We start from the raw sequence: 18,368 nt of genomic DNA on the forward strand, positions 1-18,368 counted from the left end.
TCCTTTTGCCTCTGCGCCAAATTAGGCAGGCAATTGGGGACGAATTGGACGGAAATGAGATTGTTTCGGTTCAGGATATGGCAGAAATGCGCCGCCGGGCTTGCCGGCCGGTCAGCCCCAGATCGCCTTGCGCAGCATGTTGAGCGCCACCAGGATCAGGAAGGCGGCAAACACCCGTTTCAGCGGCTTGGGATCCATCGCATGGGCAATCCGCACGCCCAGCGGCGCGGTGATCAGGGTCATGGCGATGACAATGCCGAAGGCCACCAGGTTGACCGCGCCAAAAGTCAGCGGCGGCCGGTTGTCCGGCGCGATCTCGAGGAACAGGAACCCCGCCACAGAGGGCACCGCGATGATCACGCCAAAGCCCGCCGCCGTCGCCACCGCCCGGTGGATCGACACGTTGTACAGGCTCATCAAGGGCACGCCAAAGCTGCCGCCGCCAATCCCCATCAGCACCGAGAGAAAGCCCATCGCCGGCGACATCACCGCCCGCCGCAGCCCGCCCGGCATGGCATCCCCCAGCCGCCAATGGGCACGGCCAAAGCCCAGGTAGAGCCCGATCACGATGCCCAGGACGCCAAACAGCGCCTGCAAGGTCACCGACCGCAAGGACGCCGCCGCCAGCACCCCGAGCACCGCGCCGATGGCGATGCCCGGCGCCCAGGTCCGCAGAATGCCCCAATCCACCGCGCCCTTGCGGTTGTGACTCAGCACCGAACGCATCGAGGTGACGATGATCGTCGCCAGCGAGGTCGCCAGGCACATCTGCATCAGCTGCGGCCCGTCATAGCCAAGCGTCTGAAAGGCGTAGAAAAACGCCGGCACCAGCACGATACCGCCACCGACGCCAAGCAGCCCGGCCAGCACGCCGGCAAAGCCGCCGATCACGGTCAGCAGAACAAACATCTGGATCAGCAGCATCGTGTCGGGCATGGCCTGTCTCCTAAAGGGTCGGCTGGCCATACACCGTTGGGCGGCAAAGGAAAAGCCGCTCAGCCCGCGGCCGCCACTCCCTCGACCTCGGCCAATGCGCGCAGGACAAGTTCAGGCCCCGCGCCCTTTTGCGAGGCCCCTTCCGAAAGCACCCGCCGCCACTGCCGCGCCCCCGGCCGCCCGGCGAACAGCCCGAGCATGTGCCGGGTGATCTGGTGCAACCGGCCGCCCGCCCCCAGATGCGCCTCGATATAGGGCAGCATGGCGCGCACCGCTGCATCCGGCCCCGCAAGCCCGTCGGCCTGACCAAAGATCGCCGCGTCGGCCGTGCCGAGGACATCCCAGGGCTGGTGATAGGCGGCGCGCCCGATCATCACCCCGTCGAGCCCGGCATCGAGAAACGCCCGCGCCTGCGCCAGTGAGGCGATGCCGCCATTGACCGAAAGATGCAGCTGCGGAAACGCCGCCTTCATCTCCTGCACCAGCGGGTAGTCCAGCGGCGGGATATCGCGGTTTTCCTTGGGCGACAGCCCCTGCAACCAGGCCTTGCGGGCGTGAATCGCAAAGCGGCCCACCCCGGCCGCCGCCACCGTCTCGAGAAACGCCGGCAGCACCTCGCGCGGCTCCTGGTCATCGACACCGATGCGGCATTTCACCGTCACCTCGACATCCACCGCGGCGCGCATCGCGGAGCAGCACTCGGCCACCAGCTCGGGCTGCTTCATCAGCACCGCGCCGAAGGTGCCCGATTGCACCCGGTCCGAGGGGCAGCCGACATTGAGGTTGATCTCGTCATACCCCGCCTCGGCTCCCAGCCGCGCGGCCGCGGCCAGTTCTGCCGGATCCGACCCGCCCAGTTGCAGCGCGACGGGATGTTCTTCGGGCGAGAAGTCGAGCAGATGCACCGCCCCGCCCCTCACCAGCGCCGGCGCCGTCACCATCTCGGTATAAAGCAGGCTCTCACGGCTGAGCAGGCGGTGAAGGTAGCGACAATGGCGGTCGGTCCAGTCCATCATCGGGGCGACGGACAGGCGGGCAGCATTTTCAACATTACGTTTCAACGTCTTAACCTCAACACCGGGTGAGCCACATGTAGCACGTTCTGCGCGGGTTTCCGGGGATTTCGATTCTGGATTGCCACCGTGTAGCACACCGGCGCCGACAGGACACCGCGACTTCATGTTGCGCGGACAGCCCCATGAGGCACCTCCCTTCGCGCTCGGACCGAACCGAGGACAGCGGCATTCGAACCCGGAACAAAATTCGTCGCACACGAGCCGACTTCTTCTTCATGACCGTGAAGAAGGAACATTTTGACAGGATCACCGCGCAGCAGGCTGCCCGCCGCCGCGGGCCGCCCGAGGAGGCCGAATTGGCGGGCTTCATTGCGCAGGTCCCCTCCCCACCAGGACCACCCCGGACCGCCCGAGAAAGCCCGGCCGTTCCGGCGGGCCCGCGCTCCGCTGCGGCGGTTGGCGATCAAGGGCTTTGCGTTGTCCGGCGACATGCTCTAATCGGGACTCCCCGCCAGAGGGATCGGCCCACGGAAAGGATTTTGCCTTGCAAACCCCCTTTTATCTGATCGACAAGTCCTGCCTGCTGTCGAACCTGAAAAAGATCGCCTGGCTGCGCGAGGCCTCGGGGGCCAAGTCGCTTCTGGCGCTGAAATGTTTCGCCACCTGGTCTGTGTTCGATTTCATGGCCGGGTACATGGACGGATCGACCTCGTCCTCGCTCTACGAAGTGAAGCTGGGCCACGAAAAATTCGGCGGCGAGACCCATGCCTATTCCGTGGCCTACGCCGATGACGAGATCGACGAGGTGCTGGCGCATTGCGACAAGATCATCTTCAACTCCATCGGCCAGCTCGACCGGTTTGACACGGCCTCGGAAGGCCGGGTTCGTGGCCTGCGGGTCAATCCCGGCGTCTCGACCTCGGATTTCGATCTGGCCGATCCGGCGCGTCCGTTCAGCCGCCTGGGCGAACATGACCCGGCGCGCATCGCCGCCGTGGCCGACCGGATCAGCGGGCTGATGTTCCACAACAATTGCGAGAACGCGGATTTCGACCGCTTCGACGCGATGCTGACCCTGATCGAAGAGCGCTTTGGCGAGACCCTGCACCGGATGGCGTGGGTCAGCCTCGGCGGCGGCATCCATTTCACCGGGGCGGGCTATCCGCTAGAGCGGCTGGCCGCCCGGCTGCGGCAGTTCTCCGAGCGCTTCGGCGTGCAGGTCTACCTCGAACCCGGCGAGGCGGCGATCACCGGGGCGGCGACGCTCGAAGTCACGGTGCTCGACACGCTCTTCAACGGCAAGAACCTGGCCATCGTCGACAGTTCGATCGAGGCGCATATGCTCGATCTGCTGATCTACCGCGAGAACGCCAAAGTCGCGCCCGACACCGGCCCGCATGAATGGATGATCTGCGGCAAATCCTGCCTTGCGGGCGATATCTTCGGCGAATTCCGTTTCGACGCGCCGCTCGCGCCTGGCGACCGGATTTCGTTTCAGGATGCCGCCGGTTACACGATGGTCAAGAAAAACTGGTTCAACGGCGTAAAGATGCCCGGCATCGCGATCCGTGAACTCGACGGCAGCCTCACCAGGGTGCGCAACTTCGATTACGCGGATTTCCGGTCCGCGCTTTCCTGAGACGGGAAACCCCTTCTGGCAAATACATGAGGTCTGTTGAACACATGAAACGCAATGTTCTAATCATCGGTGCCGGCGGCGTCGCACAGGTCGTGGCGCATAAATGCGCGCAGAACAACGATGTGCTGGGCGATCTGCATATCGCCAGCCGCACGGTTTCGAAATGCCACGCGATCATACAGAGCGTGCATGACAAACAGGCGATGAAACAGGACGGCGTGTTCGAGGCCCATGCGGTCGACGCCATGGACAGCGATGCGGTCGCGGCGGTTCTGGACAAGACCGGCGCGCAGATCGTGATCAATGTCGGCTCGGCCTTCGTCAACATGACCGTGCTCGAGGCCTGCATCCGCACCGGGGCCGCCTATATCGACACCGCGATCCATGAAGACCCGGCCAAGATCTGCGAAACCCCGCCGTGGTATGCCAACTACGAATGGAAGCGCCGCGAGGATTGCGCCAAGGCCGGGGTGACCGCGCTGCTCGGCGCCGGCTTCGATCCCGGCATGGTCAATGCCTTTGCCCGCTTTGCCATCGACGAATTCATGGACGAGGTGACATCGATCGACATCGTCGACATCAACGCCGGCGATCACGGCAAGTATTTCTCGACCAACTTCGACCCCGAGATCAATTTCCGCGAATTCACCGGCACGGTCTACAGCTGGCAGGACGGCGCCTGGCAGAGCAACAAGATGTTCGAAGTCGGCCGCGACTGGGAACTGCCGGTGGTCGGCACGCAAAGGGCCTATATGTCTGGCCATGACGAGGTGCATTCGCTGGCGGTGAACTATCCGCAGGCGGATGTGCGGTTCTGGATGGGCTTCGGCGATCACTACATCAATGTCTTTACCGTGCTGCAAAACCTCGGGCTGCTGTCGGAACAGCCGGTGACCACCGCCGAGGGGCTCGAGGTGGTGCCGCTCAAGGTGGTCAAGGCGGTGCTGCCCGATCCTTCGACGCTGGCGCCGAATTACACCGGCAAGACCTGTATCGGCGATCTGGTCAAGGGCACCAGGGACGGCGAAGAGGTCGAAGTCTTTGTCTACAATGTCTCCGACCACGAAAAGGCCTATGCCGAGGTCGGCAGCCAGGGCATCTCTTACACCGCCGGGGTGCCGCCGGTGGCGATGGCGATGCTGGTGGCCGATGGCACTTATGACCACGGCGCCATGATGAATGTCGAAGAGCTTGCCCCCAAGCCGCTTTTTGCCCTGCTGGACCGGATCGGCCTGCCCACCCGGGTCAAGGATGCAAAGGGCGACCGGGAATGGCACCGCGCCTGAGCCGGAGACGGCGGCCCGCCGGCTGAAAGCAGGTGGCGGGCCTTCGGGCGGGAGCCATGCCTCCTGCCGCCGCGGATGATCTATGCCCGATAGACGTCGCTGCGTCCGATGTCGCCGGCCCGCGTCTTGCCGGCGAGGCCCATGGTGGTGCGCAGTTCCTTCTCCAGCAGGGTCAGGAGCTTTTCGATCCCCGGCTGCCCCATCGCCCCCAGCGCATAGACCATGGCCCGGCCCAGAAGAACGCCCGATGCGCCCAGGGCGCGGGCACGAAAGATATCCATGCCGGTGCGGACACCTGAATCGAGTATCAGCTCGACCCGGTCGCCCACCGCATCGGCGATCTGCGGCAGCCAGGAGATGGAGCTGCCCGCCCCGTCGAGTTGCCGGCCGCCGTGGTTCGACACCACGATGGTCTCGATCCCCATGTCGGCGGCAATGCGGGCGTCTTCGACGTCCATGACCCCCTTGAGGATCACCGGCCCGCCCCATTCCTTGCAGATCCAGGCCACGTCGTCCCAGTCCAGCGCCGGATCGACCATTTCCGCCGCCCAGGTCAGCAGGCTGGCCAGATCGTCGACCCCCTTGGCATGGCCGACCACATTGCCGAAGCTCAGCTTCGGCCCGGTCACCATGTCATAGGCCCAGCGGGGTTTGGTGGCGATATTGATCAGGTTCTTCAGGCCGGGCTTGATCGACAACCCGTTCTTGACGTCCTTGTGCCGCTGCCCCAGCATCGCGAGGTCCATCGTCACCACCAGTTGCGAACAGCCCGCCGCCTTGGCGCGGTGGATCAGGTCGTGCACGAACTCGCGGTCCTTGACCACGTAGAGCTGAAACCAGAACGGCGCGCCGGTGGCCTCGGCCACCTCTTCGACCGAGGCGATGGACATGGTTGACAGGATGAAGGGCACGCCGAATTGCTGTGCGGCCTTGGCTACCTTGATCTCGCCGCCGATGTTCTGGATGCCCAGCATGCCGACCGGCGCAAAGGCCACCGGCAACGCCGCCGCCTCGCCCGCCATCCGCGCCGATGTGTCGATCTCGGAAATATCGACGCCCACGCGCTGGCGGATGTTGAGCCGGGCGAAATCGCTCTCGTTGCGGCGGAAAGTGCTCTCGGAATAAGAGCCGCTTTCGGCGTAGTCATAGAACATCTTCGGCACGCGGGCCTTGTAGAGCTGGCGGAAATCCTCGGTGCAGGTGATTGTCATGCCGGGCGCCTCACGCCATGCCCACGGGGACGCGGTTGGGCTGGATGTCGTCGGGGCGCGACATCAGGATATCGGTCAGGTCGGATTGCAGCCGCGCATGATCCGGGTTGTCGAACAGATTGTACAATTCCTGCGGATCGGCCGCCAAGTCATACATCTCGCCGGCGCCGGATTGCAGATCCATGGTCAGTTTGGCAGTCTTCGAGCGCACCGTGCGCAGGCTGAGGCCGACGCCCACCCGCCCCGGCAGCAGTTCCCATTCGCTGAGCGCGCCGCCGCGGGTGCCCTCGCCCGAGATCACGTCGCGCATCGACCGGCCGTGGGTGTCCATCAGGCTGTCGGCGCCGGCCCAATCCATGAAGGTGGCGCCCAGATCGAGCGTCGACAACGGCTCGTGACTGACGCGGCCCACCGGCACATCCGGCCCCTTGATGATGGCCTTGACGTTGAGCAACCCCTCGAAGGGCATCGGCCCTTTCAGCACCAGCCCATGGTCGCCCAGCCAGTCGCCGTGATCGGCGGTGTAGACGATATAGGTGTTGTCGGCCAAACCCTGCGCCTCGAGCTCGGCGAGGATCCGGCCGACCGAATGGTCGATCAGCGCAAGCTGGCCATAGGTGTTGGCGATGACCTCGCGCAGATGCGCGTCGGACATTTCCGCCAGACGGGAATATTTCGCCCGGATCTCGGCGTGCTCCGCCGGGATCTCGGTTTCCACCGCCGCCTGGTGCCACCACGGGCGCCCCTCGAAATCGCGGGTCCGATGCTCGGGCAGGTCGACATCCTCGGGCCGGTGCAGCGAGGCCCAGGGCTCGGGGCAGTCGAACGGGTGGTGCGGATCGGGAAAGGAGACCCAGAGGCAGAAGGGCTTGCCATGGTCCTGCCTGAGAAAATCGACGGCGCGGTCGGCGATCCAGGTCGAGTTGTGCCAGGCCACCGGCAGCTTCGACGACCAGGTCTGCGGCGCCCCCTTGTGATCGCGTGTGCTTTCCCACAGCAGCTTGTTCTTCCAGGCGCCGCGGCCGTCGCCGTAATACCATTCCTCATAGGCCAGCCCGGCGGGCGGCTCTTCGGGCAGCCACCAGTTGTGGCCGATATGGACCAGCTCGGCATGGTCGAACCCCATGTAGGGCCCGCGCCAGCCCGCGGGCACGCGGGCCGACCCCGGGATCGACTCGACCGTGTCGCTGTCGCCAAAGACGTGATAGGTGGCGAAATGCGCCTTGCCGATCTTGGCGGTGTGATAGCCCGCGGCCGAAAGCGAGCCGGCAAAGCCCTTTTCACCGAGCTCCGGGTCAAGATCGATGCCGTTGTCATGCACCCCATGGGTGCGCGGCAGAAGTCCGGTCAGGATCGAGGCGCGCGCGGGCTGACAGACGACGCAGGGCGTCACCACGGTCTCGAGGCTGGTGCCCTCGCTGGCAAGCAGGTCGAGATGCGGTGTCTGCACCTTGCGGCCGCGGAAGCCGTAGCAATCGCCGCGCTGCTGATCGGAGGTGATGAAGAGGATGTTCGGGCGGGGCTTTTCTTCGGTCATGGGGTCTCCTAACGGGGGATCAGCAATCGGGGGTTGGCGTACCGCGCAGCCAGCCGGCGCCCAGCACGATGGCGGCGGACAGGGCCAGGAACAGCAGCGAAACGGGGCTGGAAAACAGGAACCAGGGGTCGCTGCCCGATGCCTCGAAGGCGTTTCGGATCGCGGTTTCCAGCGGGCCTGCGAGGATATAGGCGATGACGAAGGGCAGGATCGGCACCCCGGACTGGCGCATCAGGTAGCCGAGGACGCCAAAGCCCAGCAGGATGTAGACATCGCTCATCGCGCTGCCTTCGACATAGACCGAGGTAAGCGTCAGCAGCAGCACGATCGGCAGGAGCACCTGCTTGGGAATGCGGATCAGCCCGCCCAGCAGCCGCATGAACCATGCGCCGGTCAGCCAGTTCAGCAGATTGGCCACCACCATCAGCGTAAAGAGTGCAAAGGCCACGACCAGTTCGGGGTTCACCTCCTCGGCGGAAAAGCGGAATACTGCGGGCCCGGGATTGAACCCGCCGATGGTGTCGGCGGCGAGGATAATGAAGACGGCGGCGACATTGCCGGGAATGCCGAGCGACAGCGCCGGGATCAGGTTGGCGCCCGAGACGGCGGAATTGGCGGCCTCGGTGGCGGCAATCCCCTCCGGCGCGCCCTGGCCGAAAGCGGGCGTGCCGCGGTGCATCTTGCGGCCGGCGGTATAGCCCATGGCGGCGGCCAGCGTCGTGCCGATTCCGGGCAGCGCGCCGATCATCGTGCCGATGCTCATCGAGACGCCGATGAAGGGCAAGAGCCTGCGGCGCTCGGCAAGGCTCAGCGCGCTGTCACCCGGCGCGAGCTGTTCGGCTGCCGCCCGGCGGGCGCGTTTCGACAGGTACATCTCTTGCAGCGAGACAAGGATCTCGCCCACCACGAGCACGCCGATCACCACCGCGATGGTCGGCAGGCCCGGCGCCAGTACGTCGCTGCCCAGCGACAGCCGCGGATAACTGTCGGTGCCGGTGCCGATCGACGCCACGAAGAGCCCGAAACAGGCGGCCAGCAGGCCTTTCCAGGTGTCCTTGCCCACCACCACGGCGACAAAGGAGAGCGACAGGATCATCAGCGCGGCCTTTTCGGGCAGGCCGAGAAAGGCCTCGATGCTGATCGCCAGGAAGGGCGCGCAGACAAAGAGCACGATATCGGAAAAGCTGTCGCCGCTGACCGAGGCGAAATGCGCCACCCGCAGCGCCTTGCCGCCCTGGCCGTTTCTGGCCATCGGGTGGCCGTCGAGCGTGGTCATGAAGGCATCGGGCGTGCCCGGCGTGTTGAACAGGATCGCCGGCACCGCGCCGCCCAGCGTCGCGCCCTTCATGACGCCGACGAGAAAGCCCAGCACCGGCAGAAGCGCATCCGGGGTGAAGCCGAAGATCGAGATCAGGATCGGCAGCGCCAGAGCCATGACGAAAGGCCCGGAGAGCCCCGGCGTCGCGCCGATCAGCACGCCGGTGAAAAAGCCCAGCGCCACGAGGATCACCGGCCACGACAGGACAAGCGGTCCGAGCACCAGGGCCGGGTTGGCGGTGAAGGCCTCGAAGACCCCGGCGAGGATATAGTCGAACACACCCATCAGAAATCACCGTTCGGCGGCAGCAGAAGATTGTCGAACGGCAGGTCATAAAGCAGCGCGATCACCAGCGTCGCGACGAAGGCCAAGGCGGCCAATCGCCAGCTTGGGCGATGCTGCGAAAGCGCGATGAGGCCGAAGGTCATCACCGTGCCGCCCAGCGCGAAGCCCAGGTATTTCCACGGCGCCGTGGCGCGCAGCACCCGGTACGGGGTCTCGCCGCCGGTGACGATCCAGGCCAGGATCGGCCCGGTCAGCAGCATCAGCGCCAGCCCCGCCGCCAGGGTGGCGGCGAGCCAAGCAAGAAAGCGCGGATCGATGCGGCCGGCCGCCGGTTCGGCATCGCGCAGCAGGCTGCGCACCCCGATCACCGCCCCCGCCAGCGCCATGCCCGCCGCCGAGAACACCGGCAGCATGGCATCGCCGATCCGCACATTGCGGCGCCAGACGTCGATCACGCCGGTGTCGACGTCGAGCGGGATCCAGACGGCCAGCGCCAGCAGGGCAAAGCCGCAGCCCGTCAGGGCGACCGCGAGGTTGCGGAGGTGTCCTCTAGGTGTCATGGCGATGCTCCCGGTCTGGCTGCGATGGCTTATTCTGCGGTGGCGTCAAGCAGGGCTTCGGCGTCGGCCAGCTCCTGTTCGACAAAGCCGCGCGCCGCCTCGCCGGTTTTCACCTTCAAGGCAAAGACCCGGGTGATGAAGGCGTTGGACTTGGTGCCCTCGGAGCCGATCACGGTGGCGATGGCCTCTGACAAGGCGCCTTGCGCCGCCTCGGAGAGACCCGCCGGGGCAATGGCCACGAAGGTGGCGCCAAAGGCAAAATCGACCCCGATCTCGCTCAGCTCCTGCGCGTCGGGCGAAACGGCCAACGGCTGATCCTCGCCATTGGCGAGATTGCGCAGATCGCCGGATTCGACCCCGGCCTTCTGCGGGCCGGCGACCCAGCCGATATCCACGTCATCGGCGGTGATCGCGTTCAGCACCGCACGGCCCCCCTTGTAGCCCGAGACGATGTTGAACTCGACGTTATTGACCTTGCCGATGTAGTACGCCGCATCGGCAAGGCGCGGGGTCATGGTGCCAAAGGAAATACTCGCGCCCGATCTGGCGGCCTCGATCACCTCCGACATCGTGGTCCAGCCGCGCTCGGATTTGGCGACGATGCCCATCTGGGTGCCGGCGATGGTGCTGAGGTAGGTGAAATCGCCGGTGGTATAGCCGGGATCGCGCGCGGCCAGAACCCCATAGGCAAAGGTGTCGGTGATGCCGACGCCGATGGTCTGACCGTCCGGCGCGGCGTCCTTGACGGCGCGGGCCATGACCGCCCCGCCCGAACCCGGCAGGTTCTCGGGGATCAGCGTCCAGCCGTATTCGGCCTCGATGTCCTCGGCGATCAGGCGGGCGAGCGAATCCGCGCCGCCGCCGGCGGCAAAGCCGATCAGGACCTTGACCGGCCCGGTCGGCGCCCAGTCGGCGATGGCGGCGGATGCGGAAAGAAACACCGCGGCGGCGGTGGTGACGAGCGTTTTCATGTGTCCTCCCAAAGTTCGACAGTGTCGAATGGAAACACCATAAAACAGCCTTCATAGACACGGAAATATTAGTTACTTATGTTAGGTATGCCAAACTGGTTATAGCCCGCCATGCGCCCTCGCCTTCTCAGACAATTTCTCGCCATCTGTCGTCACGGCACGATGTCGGGTGCGGCACGGGAGCTGGGGATCGCGCAACCGGCGCTCAGCAAGCAGATGTCGCAGCTCGAGCATGAGCTGGATGCGCAGCTTTTCCAGCGCCATTCGCGCGGTGTGACGCTGACGCGCGCGGGCGAGAAGCTGCGGCAGGAGGCGGCCGAGCTGATCCGGCGGATGGAGGCGATCCGGCAGGCGATCCACACCGAAGCGGAAGATGTGACCGGCAAGGTGGTGGTGGCCGTCATTTCCTCGCTCGCCCCCACCCTCGCGACCGAGCTTTATCCGCGGCTGGAGCAGGAATATCCCGGCATCTCACTGCATATCGTCGATTTCCCTTCGGAACGCGCCGGCCAGGCCCTGCTGAACGAAGAGGCCGATCTGGCCGTCATGCCGAACGCCGCAACGGAATTCCCGCAGCTCCGTTCACGGCCGCTGTTCGAGGAAAGCTTTCACTTTCTCACCAAGGCCACGCCACGCGCCCCGGCCCGCACGATCCGGCTGTCGGAAGCGGCCGAACATCCGCTTGTGCTGCCGTTCCGCAGCCACGACCTGCGCCGTCGCATCGAGGAGGCCGCCGGCAGCATCGGCGTGACGCTGAACGTGAAATACCAAACCGGCAGCATCAACGTGATCGATGCCATGGTCGAACGCGGCATGGTGGCCAGCATCGTGCCGATGACCCATTGGCTGGACCGGATCGCCTCGGGCCAGGTCTCGGCGCGGCTGGTGACCGAGCCCGGCGTTTCGCGGGTGCATTCGCTCTGCCACCGGCCGGTCCGGGATCTGGCGCCGGCCACCAAGGTGGTGCACGACGTCATCATGACCGAGGTGCAATCGCTGGTCGCGGCGGGCAAGCTCTCGGGCAAGCCGGTGCGGGCCTGAAGACGGCGATAAACCGGAGAGACGACATTCGGAACACCGCTGTCGAATCCGGATCACCGCCACTTCGGCGCCGCCGATATGGGCAACCACCTCGTCGGGGTCGCCCTGAAATTCGAGGATGCCCGCGATGCGCGAGCCCTGATAGCCCTGTTCCAGCGGCGCGTCTGGCCAGTCGTAATCCATCCGGCGCACCGAAACCCGGTCGCCGCAGGCCGACAGGATGTGCTCTTCGAAGGTTTCCGACAGCATGAACCGGTCGTCGATGATCGCCACTTGCGTCGTCATGTGATGTGTTTCCTTGTGCTGGATTGGCTGTTCCTGGCCTGGCTGTGCCAAAGCGGCTGCATGAGGGCCCGCCCCTCGCGGAAGGCCGGGTAAAGCCTGTCGTATAGCGGGCCGAGATCGGGATCGGGCCGGACCGGCGCGCGCAGCAGCGGCCTGACCCAGGCGGCATCTGCCTCGGCCAGCGAGGCAAAGACCCCCGATTGCACCGCCGCGATCATCGCCGCCCCGGCGGCGCCGGCCTCGTCCCGCGCCACCGCGCGCACCGGGCGGTTCAGCGTCGCGGCCAGGATATGCACCAGTTGCGCCGAGCGCGCCGCGCCACCGGCCACCCGGATCTCTGCCGGCGTTTCGCCCATGGCGGCGTAACAATCGCGCGCCGCCATCGCCAGCCCCTCATAGACGCCGCGCAGCAGCTCGGCCCAGCCGACGCTGCGGTCGAGCCCGGTAAAGCTGGCCCTCGCGCAGGGATCGGAAAACGGCCCGCGTTCACCCGTCGTCGCGATGTAGGGATGATAGGTGACCGCGCCCGGCCGCGCGCCGGCGACCAGTTCGTCAAAGCCGGCGAGGATCTCGGCGCTGTCGCCCGGCCGACCGCCGGCGTGCAGCACATCGCGCGCGATGCCGGCGATCCAGTCGATGTTGATCGCCGCCGCCATGTTGGTCTGTACCTGGCCAAAGGCGTCGCCGGCCAGCGCCACGGTATAACCGGTCCGGTCCGGGTTCAGCACGATCTCATCGGCGCCGGCGGCAAACCGGGTGTGCACCCCGGTCGAACCGAGGATCGACAGCCCCGGCCGGGTATGCGGGTCACACAGCCCCGAAGCGATCCCCGAGGTCACGATGTCCATATAGCCGAGGCAGACCGTAAGGCCCTCGGGCAACCCGGTCTCGGCCGCCGCAGCGGCCCCCAGCGAATGCGCGGTCTCACTGCCATCGACAATCGGCGGTAGCAGATGCCGCAGCCCGTCAAGCGCCAGCGCCGAGATCACCGCATCGCTGTAGGCGCGGCTGCCGAACCCGAGATCGTCGAAGAGGATCACGAGGACATTGGGACTGTCAGGCCGGGCCCGCTTGACCTAGGGCCACCAGGGGGTTGAGCCCCGGTAGGCCCGGCCGATCTGGCCCTTGAAATCTTCGGTCACCGTATCGCTCGTGATGCTCATCATGTCTTTCCTTGGTTGGGCCTGAGGCCTTAGTTTCGCAGGGACTTGGCAGCCATCAGCACCTCGAGCGCGACCGGCTGCATGGATTCGAGATCGGGCACATCGTCATAGGCGCCCGCCGCCACCAGCACTTTGGCCCCGGCGATCAGCGTGTCTATCGTGGCGCCCGACTGCATGTCGGCGATGGCTTCGTCGAGGGTCTGGAAATCGCGCAGGCTGAAGGCATAGGCGGCGGTTTCCTTGTCGCCCTCGATGCCGGTGTCGGCGTAATATAGCGGCGCGAGGTCGACCGCCTTGTCCGGATTGTCTCGGATGAATTCATTGGCCTTGTAGACCGCATCGACGAATTTCGCCGCCGCCTCGGGATCGTCCTGCCAGAACCGGCTGTCGGGCCGCGATTGCGACAGCGCCACCGGCCATTTACCGCAGCGCTGGCAGGTGCATTCCGGCCCGCCGCGCAGATGGCCGCACCGTCACCCGATACGTCTGTGCGACGCCCGGGCCTCGGCGATGCGCAGTTGGTCCACCACATGGCGCCCGGCATCCTGAATGTGCTGATCCAGCACGGTCACCGCTGCCGCCACATCCTGCGCCTTGATCGCCGCGATCAGGGCCCGGTGTTCGGTGATGATCGCCTCCTGCCGGCCAATGGCGATCGGGATCCGCGTGCTGATCGAGCCGAGGATTTCGCGATGCTGCCTCCAGACGCCAAAGGCGACGCGGTTGTAATGCCGGTCATACATCGTTTCGTGAAACTGATGGTTGAGTTCGGTATGCCGCGCCTTGTCGGAAAAGTTCAGCGCCTCGATCTCGGACTGGATGCGCTCGAGCTCGGCGATGTCCTCGGCGCTGGCGGTTTCGACAAAGAACCGCAGCAGATAGGGCTCGAGCTGATAGCCGACCTCGGCCACGTCGCGCACGAACTCCATGTCGATCGGCCGCACCCGCGCGCCCTGGTTCGGCGTGATCAGCACCAGCCCTTCCCCCCGCAGCTGTTGCAGCGCTTCGCGCACCGGGTTGGTCGAGGTGTTGTGCGTTCTGGCCAGTTCGGACACCTTGAGGCGCGCATTCGCCTCCAGCGCGCCTGACAGGATGTCGTGCCGGATCGCGTCGTAGATCGAGGAAGAGGACGTGCCGGTGCCCTCCTTTTCTGCGGCAATTGCTATGGGACCGGTGTTGCTCATGAGAATCCGCAGATCGAGGAAAATTTGACGCCAAGGCTTTTCGCCAGTTTACGCATGAAGTATAACTTTTCGTACATTATTTCAAGAAGGATATCGGAATGCCCGTACCCAGATGCGTGGACGCGGCCAAGGCCGGATGCGGCGAAGGCGCGCTTTGGGACGTCACGCGAGGTTGCCTGTGGTGGGTCGACATCTCGGGCGAGGCATTGCATTGCTACGAACCGGCCACCGGTCGCGCCAGGCGCATCGCCCTGCCCTGGCTGATCAGCGCCCTGGCGCTGGACCAGAATGACGGCCTGCTGATCGCCACGGCCCGCGGGCTGGGCCGGGTCGATCCGGCGACGGGCGAGATTGCCCTCCTGCATGATCCCGAACCCGAGAGCCGGGGAAACCGGCTGAACGACATGATCGCCGGGCCGGACGGGGCGCTGTGGGTGGGCAGCATGTCCGAGGGCGCCAGAGGCCCGACCGGCAGCCTCTATCGCTATGACGCCGGCCGGCCGCGCGCGATGATGACGGGCACGACGATCTCGAACGGCCTCGGGTGGAGCCCGGACGGCAGCCGGCTCTACTTTGTCGACAGCGTACCTGGTGTGATGCATGTGCTGGAAAACGGCGCCTGGCGAGTCCTGCGGGCCTTTGACGCGCTCACCGGCAAACCGGATGGCATGGCGGTGGATGCGCGGGGCACCCTTTGGGTGGCGATCTGCGACCGCGGCCAGGTGCTGGGCCTGACACCCGACGGCGAGATCACGGCCCGGATCGACCTGCCCTGTGAAATCGTCACCAATTGCTGCTTTGGCGGCGACGATCTGCGCACGCTCTACATCACCACCGGCACCTTCAGCATGAGCGCGGCTGAGAAAGCCGCCAACCCCCAGGCCGGCGGGCTGTTCGCGGTGGAGATGGCGGTGCCCGGCACGGCGCCCTACCGCGCGCACTGGCCGGGCTGAGACCGGCAGGCTAGCGCAGGCGCAGCCCGGTCTCGCTGTCGAACAGCAGGGCGACGGCGGGATCGAAGCCCATGGTCAGCGCGCCGCCCTCGGTCGGCCTGGACGTGCCGCGCATCTCGACGATCACCGGATGGGTGTCCTGCGCGCCGGCCGCATAGGCATAAGACACGCCGCCAAGATTCTCGATCACCTCGATGTTCAGATCGACCTGTATCTGGCCGCCGGGCTCGAAATGCTCGGGCCGCAGGCCGATTTTCACCGCCTGCCCCGGCCGCAACGCCGCTGTGACGGCGACCGGCACGGCCACGCCGCCAAGACATGGCAAGGAGACCAGCGCCTGGCCGCTCTCGGTCCGCTCCACCACGCCCTCAAAGAAATTCATCCGCGGCGATCCGATGAACCCCGCCACAAAGAGATTGTCGGGGTCTTCGTAAAGCCGGGCCGGCGGCCCGGCCTGTTCGATCCGCCCATCGCGCAGCACCACGATCTTGTCGGCCATTGTCATCGCCTCGACCTGATCATGGGTGACATAGATCATCGTCGCGCCCAATTGCTTGTGCAGCTTGGCGATCTCGACCCGCATTTCCACGCGCAGTTCCGCATCGAGGTTCGACAGGGGTTCGTCGAACAGAAACACATCGGGCTGGCGCACGATGGCACGGCCGATGGCGACCCGCTGGCGCTGGCCGCCGGACAATGCCTTGGGCCTGCGGTCCATATAGTCGGTCAGCTTGAGAATCTGCGCCGCTTCATCGACCTTGCGGGTGATCTCTGCCTTGGGCGTGCCGCCGATCTTGAGCCCGAAGCTCATGTTCTCCCGCACCGTCATATGCGGATAGAGCGCGTAGGTCTGAAACACCATGGAAACGCCGCGCCGGGCCGGATCGGCATGGGTGACATCGCGGGTGCCGATGGTCATGCGGCCCTCGGTGGTGTCCTCGAGCCCGGCGATCATCCGCAAGAGCGTGGACTTGCCACAACCCGAGGGGCCGACAAAGACGCAGAAATCGCCATCCTCGACCTGCAAATCCACCCCGTGGATGACCTGTGTCGCGCCGTAGCGCTTGATCGCGTTGTTGAGCGCCAGTTCGGCCATCTCAATCCCTCCTCACATCGAATACATCCAGAAGCGCCGACATGGCGCGGTCGGCCATCACCTCAGACCCGTTCAGCGCCGCGCCCGCATCCGACAGCAGGAACACCGCCAACGCACCGATCTCGTCCACCGTGGTGACGGTGCCTTCGGGGTTGTAACGCCGGAACTGCGCCGCCAGGGTCGGGTCTTGCATCGCCGCATCGACGATCTCGGTGCGCACCAGCGCCGGGCAGATCGCATTGACGCGCACGCCCTGCGGACCCAGCGACCAGGCCATGGCGCGGGTCATCGCGGCAATGGCGGCCTTGGTGGCGGCATAGGCCTCGTGCCCGGGGTTGGTGGCGCGGGCGTGGACCGAAGACAGGTTGACGATCGCCCCGCCCCCGGCCCCGGTCATGATCCGCCCCGCCGCCTGGCAGCCGACCAGCACCGAACGCTGGTTGACCGTCCAGAGCGTTTCCATCTGCGCGCGGGTCATGTCGAGGAATGGCACCTTGATGGTGACACCGGCGTTGTTGACCATGCCGTCGAGCCGGCCTTCACGGGAATGGGCCTCGGAAATCGCAGCCTCGAACCCGTCGAGGTCGGTGACATCGACCTGCATGAAACGCGCGCCGAGTGCCTCCAGCCTGTCCCGGCCCGCGACATTTACATCGAAACCGGTCACCTCGGCCCCGGCCGCCCGGCAGGCGCGGGCAATGCCCAGGCCGATGCCCGCCCCCGCGCCGGTGACGATGATGTGCTTGCCGTCGAGGTTCATTTCACCGCTCCCGCCGTGGCCCCGGCCATGATCTTGCGTTGGAACAGGGCAAACATGATCAGCAGCGGCAGCGAGCCGAGAACTGCGGCCGGAAACAGCTTGGTCGGGTCTATCCCGGTGTTGCCGACGAACTTGTAGACCGCGATCATCACCGTCAGCTTGTCCTTGTCGGTCAGCAGCAGCAGCGGATAGATGAAATCGTTCCACACCATGATCATCACGAAAAGCGACAGTGTGGCCGTCACCGGCGCCAGCAAGGGCCGGATCACGTGCCAGAAGATCTGCCAGTTATTGCAATTGTCGAGCCGCGCGGCCTCTTCCAGCTCGATCGGAATGGCGGCGATGAAGCTGGTGTAGAAGAATACCGCCAGCGGCAGTTTCAGCGCGGCAAAGGCCAGCACGATGCCGAGATAGCTGTCGAGAAGCCCGAGATCGCGGAAGATCACGTAGATCGGGGTGATGGTGACAAAATTCGGCGTCGCCAGCCCCAGCGCCATGACCATGACGATCACGCGGCTGATGCGGTTTTCCAGGCGTGCCAGCGGATAGGCGGCCATGGCGCCGGCAAAGACCACCACGACGATCACCGAAAGCGTGATGCCCAGGGAGTTCAGCACCGACCGAAGATAGCCCATCGAGCTGAGCGCCGCCATGTAATTGCCCCAGTAAAGGCTGTCAGGCAGGCCCAGCGGGTCCTGCGCGATCTCGGTCGAGGTCTTGAAGGACATCATCACCATGTAGACCAGCGGCAGCAGCATAAGACCGACAAGGGCCAGCACGATACCATGCACGAGGATGGATTTCGCCCTGCGCCGGATTTGGTCCCAGTCCGCACCATGGTTTGCGCGCGGCGCGCTGTGTACATCTGTCATGCTCATTGCGCGTGCTCCCGATCCCGCAGGATCTTGTTCTGAAGGAAGGCCACCGCCAGCACGATCACCAGCATGACGATCGACAGCGCGCTGGCAAAGCCGAACTTGTACTGGCCAAAGAGGTTGTCGATGATGTCGATGGACAACAGCCGAGTGGCACCATCCGGCCCGCCCTTGGTCAGGATGAACGGCAGTTCGAAGGTCTTGAGCGTGCCGATGGTTGTCAGCATCACCGAGACGGTGATCGACGGCCCC

18 protein-coding genes are annotated in these 18,368 nt (G+C 65.5%); 4 read left to right on the top strand and 14 right to left on the bottom strand.

Annotated elements, in window-relative coordinates; all coding sequences use genetic code 11:
• Positions 1 to 111: 111 nt before the first annotated feature.
• Together BMW90_RS03970 and dusA are read right to left on the bottom strand one after the other, a co-directional pair.
• Positions 112 to 936 carry a sulfite exporter TauE/SafE family protein gene (locus tag BMW90_RS03970; protein WP_074835094.1) on the bottom strand — a complete coding sequence of 275 codons (825 nt, stop codon included), beginning with the start codon at positions 934 to 936 and terminating at the stop codon, positions 112 to 114.
• 59 nt (positions 937 to 995) lie between these two features.
• A complete protein-coding gene (gene dusA, locus BMW90_RS03975; protein ID WP_074835095.1) occupies positions 996 to 1,997 on the bottom strand; it encodes a tRNA dihydrouridine(20/20a) synthase DusA in 1,002 nt (333 codons plus the stop codon).
• Between the two features lie 499 nt (positions 1,998 to 2,496).
• Here dusA and BMW90_RS03980 point away from each other — a divergent pair, with 499 nt between their 5' ends.
• Positions 2,497 to 3,591: a carboxynorspermidine decarboxylase gene (locus BMW90_RS03980; RefSeq protein WP_074835097.1), complete on the top strand. Its 1,095-nt coding sequence runs from the start codon at positions 2,497 to 2,499 to the stop codon at positions 3,589 to 3,591.
• Positions 3,592 to 3,635: 44 nt separating this feature from the next.
• Positions 3,636 to 4,877, top strand: a complete 1,242-nt coding sequence (locus BMW90_RS03985) for a saccharopine dehydrogenase family protein (protein ID WP_074835098.1) — start codon at positions 3,636 to 3,638, stop codon at positions 4,875 to 4,877.
• 80 nt (positions 4,878 to 4,957) lie between these two features.
• On the opposite strand, the gene BMW90_RS03990 is transcribed toward BMW90_RS03985, so the two are convergent.
• From BMW90_RS03990 to BMW90_RS04010, 5 genes are read right to left on the bottom strand one after another with little or no spacing between them, the layout of a single operon-like run.
• Complete coding sequence (locus BMW90_RS03990) at positions 4,958 to 6,088, bottom strand: alpha-hydroxy acid oxidase (RefSeq protein WP_074835100.1); 1,131 nt, start codon at positions 6,086 to 6,088, stop codon at positions 4,958 to 4,960.
• A 10-nt stretch (positions 6,089 to 6,098) separates the two neighbouring features.
• Positions 6,099 to 7,625, bottom strand: coding sequence for a sulfatase-like hydrolase/transferase (locus BMW90_RS03995; RefSeq protein WP_074835101.1), 1,527 nt, complete (start codon positions 7,623 to 7,625; stop codon positions 6,099 to 6,101).
• A gap of 19 nt (positions 7,626 to 7,644) precedes the next feature.
• A complete protein-coding gene (locus tag BMW90_RS04000; RefSeq protein WP_083415939.1) occupies positions 7,645 to 9,228 on the bottom strand; it encodes a tripartite tricarboxylate transporter permease in 1,584 nt (527 codons plus the stop codon).
• A complete protein-coding gene (locus BMW90_RS04005) occupies positions 9,228 to 9,788 on the bottom strand; it encodes a hypothetical protein (protein ID WP_074835104.1) in 561 nt (186 codons plus the stop codon). The genes BMW90_RS04000 and BMW90_RS04005 overlap by 1 nt, the downstream gene beginning before the upstream one ends.
• A 29-nt stretch (positions 9,789 to 9,817) precedes the next feature.
• Complete coding sequence (locus BMW90_RS04010) at positions 9,818 to 10,759, bottom strand: tripartite tricarboxylate transporter substrate binding protein (RefSeq protein WP_074835106.1); 942 nt, start codon at positions 10,757 to 10,759, stop codon at positions 9,818 to 9,820.
• 111 nt (positions 10,760 to 10,870) lie between these two features.
• On the opposite strand from BMW90_RS04010, the gene BMW90_RS04015 reads away from it, so the two are divergent.
• A complete protein-coding gene (locus BMW90_RS04015; RefSeq protein ID WP_074835108.1) occupies positions 10,871 to 11,800 on the top strand; it encodes a LysR family transcriptional regulator in 930 nt (309 codons plus the stop codon).
• Between the two features lie 281 nt (positions 11,801 to 12,081).
• On the opposite strand, the gene BMW90_RS04020 is transcribed toward BMW90_RS04015, so the two are convergent.
• From BMW90_RS04020 to BMW90_RS04030, 3 genes are all read right to left on the bottom strand, one after another.
• Positions 12,082 to 13,125 (bottom strand): FGGY-family carbohydrate kinase, encoded by a 1,044-nt coding sequence (locus BMW90_RS04020; protein WP_074835109.1) that lies wholly within the window; start codon positions 13,123 to 13,125, stop codon positions 12,082 to 12,084.
• A gap of 152 nt (positions 13,126 to 13,277) precedes the next feature.
• Entirely contained in the window at positions 13,278 to 13,661 is a 384-nt protein-coding gene (locus BMW90_RS04025; protein ID WP_074835111.1) for a substrate-binding domain-containing protein, read from the bottom strand.
• A gap of 60 nt (positions 13,662 to 13,721) precedes the next feature.
• Positions 13,722 to 14,432: a GntR family transcriptional regulator gene (locus BMW90_RS04030; RefSeq protein WP_074835112.1), complete on the bottom strand. Its 711-nt coding sequence runs from the start codon at positions 14,430 to 14,432 to the stop codon at positions 13,722 to 13,724.
• A 98-nt stretch (positions 14,433 to 14,530) separates the two neighbouring features.
• On the opposite strand from BMW90_RS04030, the gene BMW90_RS04035 reads away from it, so the two are divergent.
• Complete coding sequence (locus BMW90_RS04035; protein ID WP_074835114.1) at positions 14,531 to 15,385, top strand: SMP-30/gluconolactonase/LRE family protein; 855 nt, start codon at positions 14,531 to 14,533, stop codon at positions 15,383 to 15,385.
• A 10-nt stretch (positions 15,386 to 15,395) separates the two neighbouring features.
• On the opposite strand, the gene BMW90_RS04040 is transcribed toward BMW90_RS04035, so the two are convergent.
• Genes BMW90_RS04040 through BMW90_RS26090 form a run of 4 tightly spaced genes read right to left on the bottom strand, consistent with a single transcriptional unit; the run spans position 15,396 to position 18,343 of the window.
• On the bottom strand, positions 15,396 to 16,481 hold the full coding sequence (locus BMW90_RS04040; RefSeq protein ID WP_074835117.1) for an ABC transporter ATP-binding protein: 1,086 nt from the start codon (positions 16,479 to 16,481) through the stop codon (positions 15,396 to 15,398).
• Position 16,482: 1 nt separating this feature from the next.
• Complete coding sequence (locus tag BMW90_RS04045; RefSeq protein ID WP_074835119.1) at positions 16,483 to 17,241, bottom strand: SDR family oxidoreductase; 759 nt, start codon at positions 17,239 to 17,241, stop codon at positions 16,483 to 16,485.
• Positions 17,238 to 18,119, bottom strand: coding sequence for a carbohydrate ABC transporter permease (locus BMW90_RS04050; protein WP_211568850.1), 882 nt, complete (start codon positions 18,117 to 18,119; stop codon positions 17,238 to 17,240). Before BMW90_RS04050 ends, BMW90_RS04045 begins: the two co-directional genes overlap by 4 nt.
• Positions 18,116 to 18,343: a carbohydrate ABC transporter permease gene (locus BMW90_RS26090; protein WP_083415940.1), complete on the bottom strand. Its 228-nt coding sequence runs from the start codon at positions 18,341 to 18,343 to the stop codon at positions 18,116 to 18,118. Before BMW90_RS26090 ends, BMW90_RS04050 begins: the two co-directional genes overlap by 4 nt.
• Positions 18,344 to 18,368 lie beyond the last annotated feature (25 nt).

The sequence above is a fragment of the Marinovum algicola genome (assembly GCF_900109145.1).
In the GTDB taxonomy this organism is placed as follows: domain Bacteria; phylum Pseudomonadota; class Alphaproteobacteria; order Rhodobacterales; family Rhodobacteraceae; genus Marinovum; species Marinovum algicola.